This window comes from Pantoea sp. RIT-PI-b, from assembly GCF_001187905.1.
Taxonomy (GTDB): Bacteria; Pseudomonadota; Gammaproteobacteria; order Enterobacterales; family Enterobacteriaceae; genus Pantoea; species Pantoea nemavictus.
This window is the reverse complement of the sequence record NZ_LGIS01000017.1, coordinates 54,384-68,143: the sequence shown is the minus strand read 5'-3', so window position 1 is coordinate 68,143 and position 13,760 is coordinate 54,384. Positions and strand designations below refer to the sequence as shown.

Below are 13,760 nucleotides of genomic sequence, written 5' to 3'. Positions count from 1 at the left end.
GTAATGCCGCCGCTGTGGCTGCTGGCAGAACTGACCTATCGCTGCCCGCTGCAGTGCCCGTATTGCTCTAATCCGCTGGATTTCTCCCAGCAGGAGAAAGAGCTGACCACCGAACAGTGGATTGAGGTGTTCCGCCAGGCGCGCGCCATGGGCAGCGTGCAGCTCGGTTTTTCCGGCGGCGAACCGCTAACGCGTAAAGATTTGCCAGAGCTGATCCGCGCCGCGCGCGATCTCGGTTTCTACACCAACCTGATCACCTCCGGTATTGGCCTGACGGCGAAAAAACTCGACGCCTTTGCTGATGCCGGGCTCGATCACATCCAGATCAGCTTCCAGGCCAGCGATGAAACGTTAAACGCTGCACTGGCGGGTTCGAAAAAGGCTTTCCAGCAGAAGCTGGAGATGGCGAAAGCGGTGAAAGCGCACGGCTATCCGATGGTGCTGAACTTTGTGCTGCATCGCCACAATATCGACCAGATCGACAAAATCATCGATCTCTGTATCGAGCTGGAGGCCGATGATGTCGAACTGGCAACCTGTCAGTTCTATGGTTGGGCGCAGCTGAACCGTGAAGGATTACTGCCGACGCGCGAACAGATCGCCAACGCCGAAGCAGTGGTGGCCGATTATCGTCAGCGCATGAGCGCCAGCGGCAATCTGACCAATCTGCTGTTCGTCACGCCGGATTACTATGAAGAGCGGCCAAAACCCTGCATGGGCGGTTGGGGATCGATCTTCCTTAGCGTCACGCCCGACGGCACCGCGTTGCCGTGCCACAGTGCGCGTCAGCTGCCGGTCGAGTTCCCGTCGGTGTTGGAACGCACGCTGGATGACATCTGGTACAACTCGTTTGGCTTTAACCGCTATCGCGGTTTTGACTGGATGCCGGAACCGTGCCGCTCCTGCGATGAGAAAGAGAAGGACTTTGGCGGCTGTCGCTGCCAGGCGTTTATGCTGACCGGCGATGCGGACAATACCGATCCGGTGTGCAGCAAGTCGCCGCATCACGGTAAAATCCTCGAAGCGCGGCGTCAGGCTAATTGCAGTGATATCAAAATCCAGCAGCTGCAGTTCCGCAATCGTAGCAACTCCGAACTGATCTTTAAGCAGCGCGTCACCTGATGAACGCGCGCCAGATCACGCTCGCCAACGGCCTGCGCTGTTATCTGCACCATCAACCCGGCGCACGCGATGCGGCGGCGTTAATGCGCGTGCAGGCGGGCAGCCTGGATGAGCCGGATCGTTGGCCAGGCCTGGCGCATTTGCTTGAGCATCTGCTGTTTTGCGGCAGTGAAAACTTCAGCGACGACAACCGCCTGATGCCGTGGGTGCAGCAGCAGGGTGGCCAGGTGAATGCCACCACGCAGCTGAGCCGCAGCGCCTTTTTCTGCCAGCTGCCGGCAGCGGCGTTATCAGCCGGCGTGCAGCGGCTGTGCGATATGCTCGCGGCACCGCTGCTCACCTCGCAGGCTATCCAGCAGGAAGTGGCGGTGATTGATGCTGAGTATCAGCTGCTGCAAAGCCATGCTGAGACGTTGAGTGAAGCGGCGCTGATTGATGCGCTGCAAGGCCGTTTTCAACGCTTTCGCGTGGGCAGTCGCGCGGTATTTGGTGACAACGTCACTGATTTGCGTGCAGCGTTACAGGCATTTCATCAGCATTGGTATCACGCTGATAACATGCAGCTTTGGCTGCAAGGTCCGCAATCGCTTGATGAACTGGCGCAGCTGGCGTCGCAGTTTGGCAGCAGATTATTAACGGGTGGTGCAACCCCAGCGGCAATCGAACCTCTACTGCTGCCAGGCGATGGTTTGCTGCAGCTGGCGGGTGAAGAGAGCTTCTGGCTGGCGCTGCTGATTGACGGCGATGAGCCCCCCATTCGTGACAATGTCACCTTGCTGAATACTTTTTGGCAAGATGAAGCACCCGGCAGCTTAATGGCGCTACTGCGCCGTGAAGGGCTATGTCAGTCCTTTAACGCCCAGTGGTTGTGGCAGGATACGCAACACGCGTTACTGGCGCTGCGTTTTAGCGCTGTTCAGCTTTCTCCCGCGCAGGCGCAACGTATTGAACACTACTTCTGGCAGCATCTCACCGCGTTAAGAGGGGCGCATGCGCGGCAGCATCAGCACTACGCGCAGCTTGCCCAGCAGGATTTCGCCGCCGCGTCCGCGCTGGAGCAGCTACGCGGCAGGGCGCTCGGCTTCGCGCCTGGCTTAACCGTTCCCGCTAATTTGACGGACTTTGCCTCTGCGTTGCCTCATTGCCCACGCAGGCGTTTGCTCACACAGCAACAGCTGAAGGGTATACCGCAGCAGAAACAGGGGATTACGCTGCCACTGGCTGAATGGTTGCCCCAACCGTGGGTCGCCATCGAACCTGCGACGTTTCACTTTTATCCGGCGTCAGCACAGCTAAGTATGCCTCGTTTACCGCCAGTGGCGCAGCCGCTGCCGGTGATTGCGCCCGTGCAATCGGTTGAGACGCTGCTGCTGCGCCCGGCCTTTTATCAGCTGTTGCGCGATGAGGAAGCGCAGGCGCGGCAACGCTTATTGCGTCCGGTGCTGGCTGAGTTGCGTCACGCCGGAGGCAACGGCAGCTGGCAGCAAAAACAGGGTAGCTGGCAGCTGGTGCTTAATTTGCCTGCTTGCGCCGATCGCGCTTTGCTTAGCGTGCATCAGGCATTACAGGCGCTTAACGCACCGGCGCAGGATCAACTCGTCACGACAACGCACTCTATCGTTATTCGTCAGCTGCTGGCCGCTTTGCCTGGCAAACTGATCCCGCCGCAGGCAACACCACCATGGTTGGTCGCGTGGTGCGGCGTAAAGGGTGCGTTAAGCCAGCGCGTGGCCCATCTGCTCAGCGATTTCTCCCCCGAACTGGCGCGCGATGCGCCGCCTGCCAAGCTGCATCGCGGCGTGGTGCCGGTTGCCTGTGACGGGAGCGATCAGGCGCTGTTACTGTTTATGCCGCTGCCGCATGCAGATAACGCCAGCCTCGCGGCGTTACGCGCGCTGGCGCTGATGCTGGAAACGCGTTTCTTCCAGCAGTTGCGGGTGGAGAAGCAAATTGGCTATGTGGTGTCGGCGCGCTATCAGCGAGTTGCGGATTTCGATGGGTTACTGTTGGCGCTGCAGTCGCCGAATATCCCGTGGCGCACGCTGCTTGGCCACTGCAAACGCTTTATGCGAGACATGCTCGCTGAAATCGCCGCTATTCCTGCAGCCAATCTCGCGGACTGGCAGGCCAACTTAGCGATGCAGTGCCTAAACCAGGACAATAGCGAGCGTGCGCAAGAAGCGCTGCGCCAGCAGTTTGGCTTACCCATTCTTAACCGCGCCGCCATCCAGTCGCTCACGCTACAGCAGCTACAGCAACTTCACTATCGCCTGCTGCGTGAAAGGCATCGCTGGTTAATTTTGGTTAATCAAAGTTGAAAGGCGATGTGTTTACCGTTGGGCAGCGTAACGTCAATACGAAGTTCACCACCCAAAGCGTCAACATAACGTTTTAATGTGGAGAGTCGCGGGTCGTTGCCGGGATTTTCCATTTTTGCCAGTGTGGGTTGCGAGACGCCAATCACACGTGCTAATTCAGTTTGCGAGAGATTAAGCTCTTCACGTAGCTGGCTCAAGGCAATCTCCTGGCGCAATTTCTCGACTTTTTTAGCGATCCGCTGCTGGCTTTCAGGTGATTGTTTTTCCAGTAACTCTTTCAAAGTAGACATCTTATCCCTCCATCTGTGCCACATGCTTACGGTATTCTGTTTCAGCAAGGCGAATCATCGTTCGGTAAAACTGTTTTTGGTTGCAGCCGGTTTTATTCCCTGCGCATAGCACAATAGCGCGTCGCACCGGATCAAAAGCGAAAAATGCCCTGATGGGGTTACCTGCATGCTGAATGCGCAACTCCTTCAGGTTAGGGACATCGCTACCTTTTAGCGTATCAACATAAGGGCGTCCCAATTGGGGTCCCATTTCACCTAAAATAGTCATCGCGGCTAACACATCTTCGCGCAGTGCTTCACTCTGCGCCAGGAACCACTTATCGAAAACATCCGTTGTCAGAATTTCCCACATAATGCCATCCCATAGCTTTTTTGCTATAAATAACCTATAGCCTTTAGGCTATGAAAGCAACGAGCATGCTACTTACTCGCTGTGACTTTTTCGTATGATGATTATTACTCATTGATATATTTGAATATATTTGACAGTCACCAGCAAATCTCTTCACTGGTTAGTTAGCGGGTAAAGGGCGACACTCACTGCATTATCCCGATCTAAAAGGAACTGCGAGTGAAAAACGTTACCCGTCTTGCGCTGCCACTGTTGGCGGCGGCTACGCTTTATGCCCCCTTGTCACAGGCTGCAGCGATGCACTATGCCCTCGATCCGGCGCACACCTCGGTCATCGTGACCTGGACGCACTTTGGTTTCTCTCACCCGACGGCCGATATCCCGAATAGCAAAGGGTCAATCGTATTTGATAAGGATCAGCCGCAGCAGTCGCGCGTTGATGTCACGCTGCCGATTACGCAAATTGATACCCACGTACCTGCATTGACCAAAGAGTTTCTCGGTGCTGAGTATTTCGATACCGCAAAATATCCTTCAGCGGTATTCCACAGCACCAAAGTGGAAGCCAAGGGTGATAACAAATTCGACGTGGAAGGTAACCTGACGTTGAAAGGGATTACCAAGCCGGTCACCTTGCATGCCACGCTGAATCAGCAGGGCATGCATCCGATGGTGAAAAAAGAGGCCATTGGTTTTGATGCCACTGGCGTGATTAAGCGTTCGGATTTCAAGCTGGATAAGTATGTGCCAGCGGTAGGCGATGACGTGACGTTGACCATCTCAACCGAAGCATACGCGAAATAATCGCATCGATGTTTGCTGAGTCACAATCGCTATTAATCCGCCAGGACGCGCATTGATGGTGACCAGGTGCGCATGAATGCGCACCCTACGAAATCCCGCTAAATAACCGTAGGATCGCCATTTATGGCGTAATGCCGATCAGTTAAGCGCTGAGCGACTTTCGTTCGCCATCGGCTGAGGCAGTTTCAGCTATGCCGTGCGGCGACCGAGCAGAGGACGCCTGGCCGCGCCCTCTGCACTCCCGGGCCCTGCGCCAGCCCATCCCGCCGCTTCGCGGTGCCTTCGCTCCCTCGCGATTCCTGACGGACCGGCGGCGATTCGCTCCTGCTCAGCGCCGCCTCTCGCCGCATCCCTGCGGCTCGCCCTGGAATCCCTCACTCGCTCAGCGGGCTGGGATGTCGCCTCAACACCCGCGCTGCAGCATCAATGCCTATTCCTGAATCACCATCGCTGTCACGCCTGTAGTGTCGCCATTCATGGCGACCAGGTAACCCACAATCTTCAGCCAGCAAAATTTCAAATCAGATGCGGTAATGACAGGCGACGGTGTTGAGCGCTATCCGCAGCGCCGAGCGCAGAGGGACGGCCAGGATGAGCCGACACGACGTCGGCGAAAGCGCGGCATGAGGCAGGGATGGCGAATCCGCGCGGTCCGTCAGGCCGGAGTGATAAGCGAGGGAACAGCGAGGACGGCGCAGGCGCGGATTGCTAAGGTCCGCGCCTTCGGACCTTAGCCCGGCCGCCGGCTTCACACATTCTGAAACTGCCGGATGCTTAGCGGGCGGAACCCCTGCGGAGCCAGTACGCTGCTTAACTGACAAGCATTACGCCATTTATGGCGACCTGGCTGCTGATGCTACATTTATCGCCAAAACTTCTTCTTACTGGTTTTGCCAATTCCCGGATTGCAACTATTGGTAGGATCGAGCTGCTTCCAGTGCTCAACGTGCTCGCATGAAGCCTCATACAGATGTCCGACATTGTGCTCGGCGGGATATTTAGCCCCGCGCTGCTCCAGATACTGCTTCACCTCTTCCTTAAACACTTTGGCGTCGCAGCCCGGTTTCAGCACGTAATCCTGGTGATTCACAAAACAGAAGAAGTGCCCGCAGCATGAATCGACCTGCACCTGCATCGCCAGGTGATCCGGCAGCGTCAGGCGCCACACATCATCATTTCGCCGTAGCGCCACGTCGAAGGCCACCAGCCGCTCGTTGGGGTTGTAGCCTAGCGCATCACAGTAGGAGATGGTGCAGCCGCCCACGCCAAAACGCACCAGAAACGCATCCGCCGCTTCACGTGCATCGCAGTGGAAAAAGCCGCCCGCGTGCTCTGCAAAGAATGACTGCAACAGCGCTTGCAGTTCAGCGGTTTGCTGCGACTCGACTTTAATCATCAAATGGTGTTGATACTCGCTGCGGTAAGCCATGATGCGCGGCGCGATAAAGCTCGGCGTCAGTTGGTTAAAGCATTGCAGCATCCGATCAACAAAATTGCGTGGCAGGAATTTCAGGTGACTGACGCGCACATCCCATTTGGCTTTCTTCGCCATCATCTGTGGAATCGCCTGCGGACCAAGTTTGCGGATTGCCAGATACATATGCTTGGCGTAGCGCACCGTCAAATCAAAGGCGTTGCGATGGATATATTCCGCCTGCAGAGGTAACTCGCTCATGCGGGTTAACAGATAACGCCGCAGTTCAACCAGCACGCTTTCATCATCGGTGCCGATGTAAAAGGTATCGCTGCCGGCACTGGCTTCGAAGGTGGGCAAGCGCACGGCAAACACCACCACTTTTCCCGCACTGCCGGCGCTTTCGTGCAGGTAGCGCAGGTCACCGTTAAAGCGTGCCGGAGAGTCTGCCGCGACGTCACGCAGGCGATCGGCGTAATCATCAGCCCAGATTTTCCCCTGCCAGTCGGGCTGCTCGCCGGTTTGATAGTGCTGCTGCGTCAGCGCGTCCAGCATTGCCTCCGGCGTCTCGCCCAACGCAATACCCAGGTGATTGACTAGCTCTAATCGGCCATCGTCATGAATACGCGCGAACAGCGACTTCTCGGTAAAGGCCGGGCCGCGGCGAATCAGCGAACCGCCGGAATTATTACAGATGCCGCCCACCACTGACGCGCCGATGCAGGACGAGCCAATCACCGAATGCGGCTCGCGGCCCAGTGGCTGCAAGGTGTGCTCCAGTTCGGTGAGGGTGGTACCGGGAAACGCAATCACCTGACGCGCCTGATCGATCACCTGCACACCTTGAAGCTGGCGGGTGCTGATGATCACCACATCGCGATCGTAATCGTTGCCGTCGGGCGTGGAGCCACCGGTGACGCCGGTATTCGAGGCCTGCATCAGTACGATGACGTCGTGCGCCACACACACCTGCAACGTTTGCCAAAGCTGTAATAAGCTTTGCGGTAACACCACCGCCAGCGCTTCGCCACGTCCGACGCGGAACCCTTTTATATACCAGGCTTTATCATCAGCATGGGTTAATAACTGCTTGTCACCCACCACGTCAGCCAACTCACGCAACATTTCCTTCTGCATGCTCATCTTCTCTCTTATTTATTCTTTATCCGCCACGGTATTGGACAAGCGCAGCCGCATTGAGTCAATCATTGACTGGCACTGGCAGGGAAATAACGCACGCAATCATTATCCCTTTATCTTTTACGGAATAAATGTCAGTGAACGATAAAAATGCGCGGGAAATCACAAAATAGATCGAAAGAAAACGAGCGTTAGCGGCGTTAATTATACCGGTAAGTTTAGCTGGCTGATTTAAATATAACAGTATGATTTTGGTAGATATTGTTATCAAAAGACTGAAATGTGGATGTGATTTAAATCACAAAATTAAGTCATCAAAAAGCGCTGTCAACGATCTCAATAGGGAAATTCATGGCAAAAGTGTGACATCCGTTGCAAATAACAAGTCGGTTAATCGGAAGAATGAATATCAGACGCACAGCATGAAGGGTGATGACAATGAGAATTGGCATGGTGATCAGCGGTGGCGATGTCACCGGGATTAATAACTTTGTGTACCAAATATCGCGCTTAACGCAGGCGGAAATGGTGTTATTCAATGGCGGCATACCCGGTCTGCTGGAAAATAATCACCAGGAAATATCCCAGCGCGATTTAGTGGATTATGCCATTGCCGCTATTCCGGTAATGCAGTCGGGACGCACCAGCAAAAAATTAATTCGGCCCGAATATGAGAGCATTGCTAAACACCTTAAGTCGCTGCGTATTGATGTGTTAATTATGGCCGGCGGAGATGGTTCATTGCAATTCCTGCATACGCTAAGCGAATTTGGTGTCAACTGTTTCGGCGTTGGCATGACCATCGATAATGACGTATTTGGCAGTGATTACAGTATTGGATTCTCCACCGCCTGCGAGCAGGTATTAAAAGAGGTGGCGAAATTACGCAATACCGGGCGTGCGTTAACCGGTCGCGTATTTATGGTGGAGCTGCTCGGTGGCTATTGCGGCGAATTAACCCTGCAGTCGGCGATCAAGTCTAATGCGGATTTCGCGCTGATCCCCGAATGCCAGATTGCGCCGCAGGAGCTGGCTGAGCGTATCACGCAGCGGCTGGCCGCGCAGAACAGCGTGATTATTTTGTGCTCGGAAGGCTATACCCGTGAATATTCACCGGGCTTCCAGGGTGCTATCGACACCTTAATTAAACAAATTGAACCGTTAATCGGTGTCCGTATTCGTAAAACCATTATCGGTTACGGCCTGCGTAATGGCGACCCTACCTGTGAAGAGATTTACCAGGGCACCATTATGGCCAGTGAAGTCGCGCGTTGTATTCAGTCGGGAATGCGCAATAAAGCGGTGATTATTAATGGCAGTAATCGACCGATTCCGATTGATTTAATAAGCATGAAAAAACGCCTGGTCGATACTGAAGGGCATCATTATAAACTCGCTAAACAACTGCAAATTCTGTGAGGAAATAGCCATGCTGAAAATATTATGTGTCTGTGGATGTGGTCTGGGTTCTAGCTTTGCGATTGAGATGAGCGCCAAGTCGGTATTAAAGAAACTCGAAATCGATGCTGATATCGATCACACCACCATTTCTGAAGCCAACGCCTTTAAATCCGACATGATTTTAACCCAGAAAGCCTTCGCTGATGTGTTAAATGCCGATGCCAGCCCGGAACAAATTAAGCGGGTGATTATTCTCAATAAGCTCACTGATAAAGCGGAAATTGAAGAAAAAATCGTGGCGTTTATGAAAGAACGTAACTTAAAGGTTGCTAATCATGAATAGTGTGATCGACTTCCTGGTAAAAGATCTATTAGGGCAGGCATCAATATTGATCGCCTTTATTGCCCTGATTGGTCTGCTACTGCAAAAAAAATCGGCGGGAAAGGTGGTGGAAGGCACCTTTAAAACCCTGCTCGGTTTCTTAATTATGATGGCCGGTATCAACATTATTGTTGGCACGCTGACCTTCCTCAACACCATTTTTACCCACGGTTTTGGCATGCAGGGTTATATCACCGACGTTGCCGCCATCGCCGGGTTAGCTAACCGCGAGCTGGGTTCAGAAGTGGCGCTGACGCTGTTGGTGATCTTTATCGTCAATATCATCATTGCGCGTCTGACACCGTTCAAATACATCTTCCTGACCGGTCAGGCGCTGCTGTGGATGGCGACAATCGGTGCGGTGATTGGCTATAAAGCGGGGCTGACAGGTTTACCTCTGATCCTTACCGGCGGCATCTTCGGCGGCATTATGGCGGTGGTGATGCCCGCGCTGGCACAACCGGTGGTGCGCCGCATTACTGACTCCGATGACGTGGCGCTCGGCCACTTCTGCACCATCGGCTACCTGCTGACGGCGGCGGTAGCGAAGGTGGTGGGCAAAGGCTCGCGCTCTACTGAAGATCTCAAACTGCCCGACAACTTTAAATTCCTGCAGGACACCTATCTGTCGATGGCGGTGGTGATGGTACCGATGTACCTGATTCCCGCTGTGGCAGCCGGTCCGGAATTTATCGGCCAGTACAGCAACGGCATGAACTATTTGATGTATGCCTTTATGCAGTCAATTCAGTTCGTGTGCGGCGTGTTCGTGCTGTACAGCGGCGTGCGCCTACTGCTGAACGAATTGGTGCCAGCCTTCCGCGGTATTGCCATGCGTTTGGTGCCCGATGCTAAACCGGCGCTCGACTGCCCGGTGATGTTCCCCTATGCCCCGAACGCGGTGATTGTCGGCTTCCTCGCCACCACCATGGGTTCGGTAGTCGGCATGCTGGTGTTCCCGATGTTTGGTCTGGCGATGATTCTGCCTGGCCTGCTGACCAACTTCTTTGCCGGTGGCACCGCAGGCGTATTTGGTAATGCGCTCGGCGGACGTCGCGGTGCGATGATCGGTGGTTTCGTTCACGGTCTGTTCATCACCTTCCTGCCGGCGATTCTGGTGCCGATGCTGGAAAGCTACGGTTTTACCGGCGTCACCTTCAGTGATTCGGATGTGATCAGTACCGGTCTGGTGCTCGGCCACGCATTCCAGAATAACTGGCTATTCGTCGCGCTGTTTATTGCCTTTATTACCCTTATCGCCTGGTTTGTTAACGGAAAATCCACCAAGTCTAAATCCCATGAGGAAAAGCTCCATGAAACTTTATAACTTTACCGATCTGTTACAGGTGGCTAAAGAACGTGATTTTAAAGCGCTGGGTTCCTTTAATTTGCACTGCCTGGAGATGTTGCCGGCCTTTTTTAGCGCGGCAGAAAAAACCAATAGTCCATTAATGATTCAGATATCTACCGGCACCGCGAAATATCTGGGACATAAATTATTGGTGGATGCCATTCGTTCATTATCAGAGAGCCGCAATGTCCCAACCTGCTTGCATCTCGATCACTGTTCCGATTTAGCCGCGATTCAAACCGCCCTGGATGCCGGCTTCAGTTCGATTATGTACGACGGCTCACATTTACCGATTGAAGAGAACATTGCCAATACGCGTCGGGTTATTGATATGGCACGTCCGCTGGATGTCTCGGTGGAAGCGGAGCTTGGCGCCATTGGCGGCTCTGAAGATGGCAAAGTGGTGGCGATGAGCGAAACGGCTTTCACCACGGTAGACGATGCCAAACGCTTCGTGGAGGAGACCGGCGTCGACATGTTAGCCATCTCCATCGGCACGGTACACGGCTTGTACACCGGCAAAGCGCACATTCAGCATCAGCGCCTGGCGGATATCACTGACGCCACGCATACGCCGCTGGTGTTGCACGGTGGCACCGGCGTCAGCGATGAAGACATGCGTCTTGCGGTGCGCAGCGGCATCGAGAAAGTGAATGTCGGCACTGAGATGAATGTGCAGTGGGTAGCCAACTGTAAGCAGACGTTTGAAAAGGGCAAGGTCAACGATAGCGTGCGCAATTTCCTTGTGCCAGCTAACGACGCGGTGACCAATGTTCTGGTAGAAAAGATTCAGCTGTTCCGCTAATTCCGACTCACTCATGACGTAATAACCTGAGGTGCCCGGCGCCATTCGGGGCAGGAGACGCTATGTTTGGATTCTTGAAAAAGGGCTCGGATAATAAGAGCCAGGATTCACAGGAAATAGATCTTCAGGCTGAAACCATCAGCGGTAAAATAAGCCAGCTAGAGCAACAGCTGGCAAATAATCCGCAGGCGACAGATACGCAAAAACAATTAATGCTAGAGTATAATCGTGCATTAAATATCTTTGCTAAAAGCCGTCGTTTTCGTCAGGAAATTGATCCGCTGTTTGTCAAAATTGATGAACTGCGCAACACCATTCGCAAATCAATTTAGGAGGCAGTATGAGTATTAAACAGCTGCTGCAGGAGGCAAGTGCGATTCAGGTGGGGATCAGCGCCAGGGATTGGCGCGAGGTGATTGCGCTGGCTGCGCTTCCACTGGTCAACGGCGGTTACATCAAAGCCAGCTATCCGGAAGCGGTGATCGCCAATACGCTGGAACATGGCGCGTACTACGTGTTTGAAGAGGGCATTGCCATCCCTCACGCCCGGCCAGAAACCGGCGTGCTGAAAGATTGTTTTAGCATGATTGTGCTGGATGAGCCGATTTCGTTCGACGGCAGCGACAAAGCCGACATCGTGATTATGTTCGGCGCGCGTGATAGCAATGCCCACATTGAAGAGGGCATTCGCGCGATTGTGACGCTGCTGGAAGATGAAGAGACGCTGGTGCGACTGCGCAACGCCAGCAGTGCCGCGGAGGTGATAGACATCCTATGACAACCGACACTGAAGAGAAGGTGGTGGTGCTGGTGAATGGCATTCCGGCGTCGGGCAAAAGCACCCTGACGCGCGCGCTGGCCGAGCAGTTCGGCTTGCCGGTGCTGACGCTGGATAGCCTGAAAGAGCCGTTTATGGCCAGCTTTGCGCCGGTGGATCGCCAGCGCAATCGACAACTGGGCTGTGCTGCTTACCAGGCGATCTGGAAAGTGGTGGCGCAAGCCCCGGCGCGCTGCACCTATGTGATCGATGCCTGGTTTGGCTTTCAGCCGCGCGAAGTATTGCAGCAGGGATTGCAGCACGCCGGCGTGACGCGGGTGCTGGAGCTGTGGCTGGCGATTTCGCCCGATGATGCGGTGGCACGCTATCAGTCGCGATTGACGGATCGTATGCCCGGTCATCCCGGCGCCGAGTATTTGCCGGAGCTGCGCAAGCTGGCCGAAAGCGCGCAGCCGATGGCGCTGGGTCCGGTGTTGCAACTGGATGCGCGCAATCCAGACCAGGCGGCCGCCTTTGCCTGGTTGCAGCGTCAGCTGCGACGGCCAATCGCTGCCCGGCCGGCGTTATCCGCTTCTGGTTGAAAAACGCGTGCGCTGAGGAAGTCGATCAGCGCGCGCACTTTTGGCGACGGATGTTTACTGGCGGGCCACAACAGGTGAAACACGTTGCGATGGCAGGCGAAGTCACCTAATACCTCGCGTAGCGTACCTTGTGCCAGTGCTTCGCGAATCGAGAAATCCGGTAGCATGGCGATTCCTAATCCACGCAGCGCAAAGCAGACGCGAGTCTCAATGTTGTTACAGATCATGGTGGTGGGCAGCGTCAGCTCCTGTTCATCCTCGTAGCCGCGCAGCACCCAGCGCTCCAGCTTACCGGTGGTGTTAAAGCGATAGTGCAGACAAGCGTGCTGCGTCAACGCTTCGGGTGTTTTAGGTTCACCATAACGGGCCAGATAGTCTGGCGAGGCCACCGCGATGGAGTAGGCATAACCCAGCTTGCGCGCCGAGAGGCGTGAATCCGTCGGCGGTCCAGCGCGCATCACCACGTCATATCCTTCGGCAATCACATCGACAACGCGATCGCTGAAGTCGAGATCGAGCTGAATGTCCGGATAGGCCTGCATAAAGTCGCCTAACACCGGCAAGATCAGCGAACCCACAATCGGCAGGCTCAGTTTCAAACGCCCGGCGGGACGGCCTGCTGCCTGCGACAGCTCGCTTTCGGCAGCTTCAATTTCGGCCAGAATTCGGCGGCAGCGCTGCAGAAACAGCGCGCCTTCGGCGGTCAGCGTGATGCTGCGCGTGCTGCGGTGAAATAGCCGCACGCCAAGTTTATCCTCCAGCCGGGCAATGCTTTTGCCCACCGCCGAGGCGGAAAGCCCTAAATGCCGCCCTGCAGCCACAAAGCTGCGGGTTTCCGCCACCTGCACGAACACCACCATACTGTTCAGACTGTCCATGTTGCCTCGCGATTGCGGACATAAATGTCCGTTAAGTCGAGAAATATACCGCGCTTTTTCCGCAATAGAGAAGTGACTACTGTGAAGCTATTCATTATTGAGGAGAGAAAAGCATGCAGGATTTACTTCAGGCGGTGATGCCGC

Annotated in this window: 14 protein-coding genes; 10 read left to right on the top strand and 4 right to left on the bottom strand. The window is 54.7% G+C overall.

Going from position 1 to position 13,760, the window contains the following annotated elements:
• Positions 1-3 precede the first annotated feature (3 nt).
• The gene (pqqE, locus tag AC790_RS10665) at positions 4-1,122 is read left to right on the top strand and encodes a pyrroloquinoline quinone biosynthesis protein PqqE (RefSeq protein WP_152929125.1); all 1,119 of its coding nucleotides are present in this window, start codon (positions 4-6) and stop codon (positions 1,120-1,122) included.
• Positions 1,122-3,440 (top strand): pyrroloquinoline quinone biosynthesis protein PqqF, encoded by a 2,319-nt coding sequence (gene pqqF / locus AC790_RS10660; protein WP_049851770.1) that lies wholly within the window; start codon positions 1,122-1,124, stop codon positions 3,438-3,440. The genes pqqE and pqqF overlap by 1 nt, the downstream gene beginning before the upstream one ends.
• On the opposite strand, the gene AC790_RS10655 is transcribed toward pqqF, so the two are convergent.
• Positions 3,431-3,730: a helix-turn-helix domain-containing protein gene (locus AC790_RS10655; protein ID WP_007891812.1), complete on the bottom strand. Its 300-nt coding sequence runs from the start codon at positions 3,728-3,730 to the stop codon at positions 3,431-3,433. The genes pqqF and AC790_RS10655 overlap by 10 nt on opposite strands.
• 1 nt (position 3,731) lies before the next feature.
• A complete protein-coding gene (locus AC790_RS10650) occupies positions 3,732-4,082 on the bottom strand; it encodes a type II toxin-antitoxin system RelE/ParE family toxin (RefSeq protein WP_007891814.1) in 351 nt (116 codons plus the stop codon).
• A gap of 219 nt (positions 4,083-4,301) precedes the next feature.
• Here AC790_RS10650 and AC790_RS10645 point away from each other — a divergent pair, with 219 nt between their 5' ends.
• Positions 4,302-4,886, top strand: coding sequence for a YceI family protein (locus tag AC790_RS10645; RefSeq protein ID WP_007891816.1), 585 nt, complete (start codon positions 4,302-4,304; stop codon positions 4,884-4,886).
• Positions 4,887-5,748: 862 nt separating this feature from the next.
• On the opposite strand, the gene dld is transcribed toward AC790_RS10645, so the two are convergent.
• Positions 5,749-7,443, bottom strand: coding sequence for a D-lactate dehydrogenase (gene dld / locus AC790_RS10640; protein WP_049851769.1), 1,695 nt, complete (start codon positions 7,441-7,443; stop codon positions 5,749-5,751).
• 435 nt (positions 7,444-7,878) lie between these two features.
• On the opposite strand from dld, the gene AC790_RS10635 reads away from it, so the two are divergent.
• The 7 genes from AC790_RS10635 to AC790_RS10605 all read left to right on the top strand — a co-directional run bounded on the left by AC790_RS10635 (position 7,879) and on the right by AC790_RS10605 (position 12,738).
• Complete coding sequence (locus tag AC790_RS10635; RefSeq protein ID WP_049851768.1) at positions 7,879-8,859, top strand: 6-phosphofructokinase; 981 nt, start codon at positions 7,879-7,881, stop codon at positions 8,857-8,859.
• A gap of 10 nt (positions 8,860-8,869) precedes the next feature.
• A complete protein-coding gene (locus tag AC790_RS10630; protein ID WP_008110086.1) occupies positions 8,870-9,184 on the top strand; it encodes a PTS sugar transporter subunit IIB in 315 nt (104 codons plus the stop codon).
• A complete protein-coding gene (locus AC790_RS10625; protein ID WP_049851767.1) occupies positions 9,177-10,550 on the top strand; it encodes a PTS sugar transporter subunit IIC in 1,374 nt (457 codons plus the stop codon). The genes AC790_RS10630 and AC790_RS10625 overlap by 8 nt, the downstream gene beginning before the upstream one ends.
• Positions 10,537-11,379 carry a class II fructose-bisphosphate aldolase gene (locus AC790_RS10620; RefSeq protein ID WP_009128201.1) on the top strand — a complete coding sequence of 281 codons (843 nt, stop codon included), beginning with the start codon at positions 10,537-10,539 and terminating at the stop codon, positions 11,377-11,379. Before AC790_RS10625 ends, AC790_RS10620 begins: the two co-directional genes overlap by 14 nt.
• Before the next feature lie 62 nt (positions 11,380-11,441).
• Positions 11,442-11,711 carry a hypothetical protein gene (locus AC790_RS10615; RefSeq protein ID WP_009128204.1) on the top strand — a complete coding sequence of 90 codons (270 nt, stop codon included), beginning with the start codon at positions 11,442-11,444 and terminating at the stop codon, positions 11,709-11,711.
• Positions 11,712-11,719: 8 nt separating this feature from the next.
• Positions 11,720-12,157 (top strand): PTS sugar transporter subunit IIA, encoded by a 438-nt coding sequence (locus AC790_RS10610; protein ID WP_009128206.1) that lies wholly within the window; start codon positions 11,720-11,722, stop codon positions 12,155-12,157.
• Entirely contained in the window at positions 12,154-12,738 is a 585-nt protein-coding gene (locus tag AC790_RS10605) for an AAA family ATPase (RefSeq protein WP_049851766.1), read from the top strand. The genes AC790_RS10610 and AC790_RS10605 overlap by 4 nt, the downstream gene beginning before the upstream one ends.
• Here AC790_RS10605 and AC790_RS10600 read toward each other — a convergent pair.
• The gene (locus AC790_RS10600) at positions 12,687-13,616 is read right to left on the bottom strand and encodes a LysR family transcriptional regulator (RefSeq protein WP_049851765.1); all 930 of its coding nucleotides are present in this window, start codon (positions 13,614-13,616) and stop codon (positions 12,687-12,689) included. The genes AC790_RS10605 and AC790_RS10600 overlap by 52 nt on opposite strands.
• Positions 13,617-13,760: the final 144 nt, after the last annotated feature.

Excerpts from the sequence above, each read along its gene's own strand:
- AC790_RS10615 (WP_009128204.1), top strand. The coding sequence starts at position 11,442 with ATGTTTGGATTCTTGAAAAAGGGCTCGGATAATAAGAGCCAGGATTCA.
- AC790_RS10635 (WP_049851768.1), top strand. The coding sequence starts at position 7,879 with ATGAGAATTGGCATGGTGATCAGCGGTGGCGATGTCACCGGGATTAAT.
- AC790_RS10655 (WP_007891812.1), bottom strand. The coding sequence starts at position 3,730 with ATGTCTACTTTGAAAGAGTTACTGGAAAAACAATCACCTGAAAGCCAG.
- dld (WP_049851769.1), bottom strand. The coding sequence starts at position 7,443 with ATGAGCATGCAGAAGGAAATGTTGCGTGAGTTGGCTGACGTGGTGGGT.
- AC790_RS10610 (WP_009128206.1), top strand. The coding sequence starts at position 11,720 with ATGAGTATTAAACAGCTGCTGCAGGAGGCAAGTGCGATTCAGGTGGGG.
- pqqE (WP_152929125.1), top strand. The coding sequence starts at position 4 with ATGCCGCCGCTGTGGCTGCTGGCAGAACTGACCTATCGCTGCCCGCTG.
- AC790_RS10625 (WP_049851767.1), top strand. The coding sequence starts at position 9,177 with ATGAATAGTGTGATCGACTTCCTGGTAAAAGATCTATTAGGGCAGGCA.
- AC790_RS10630 (WP_008110086.1), top strand. The coding sequence starts at position 8,870 with ATGCTGAAAATATTATGTGTCTGTGGATGTGGTCTGGGTTCTAGCTTT.
- AC790_RS10600 (WP_049851765.1), bottom strand. The coding sequence starts at position 13,616 with ATGGACAGTCTGAACAGTATGGTGGTGTTCGTGCAGGTGGCGGAAACC.
- AC790_RS10620 (WP_009128201.1), top strand. The coding sequence starts at position 10,537 with ATGAAACTTTATAACTTTACCGATCTGTTACAGGTGGCTAAAGAACGT.
- pqqF (WP_049851770.1), top strand. The coding sequence starts at position 1,122 with ATGAACGCGCGCCAGATCACGCTCGCCAACGGCCTGCGCTGTTATCTG.
- AC790_RS10605 (WP_049851766.1), top strand. The coding sequence starts at position 12,154 with ATGACAACCGACACTGAAGAGAAGGTGGTGGTGCTGGTGAATGGCATT.
- AC790_RS10650 (WP_007891814.1), bottom strand. The coding sequence starts at position 4,082 with ATGTGGGAAATTCTGACAACGGATGTTTTCGATAAGTGGTTCCTGGCG.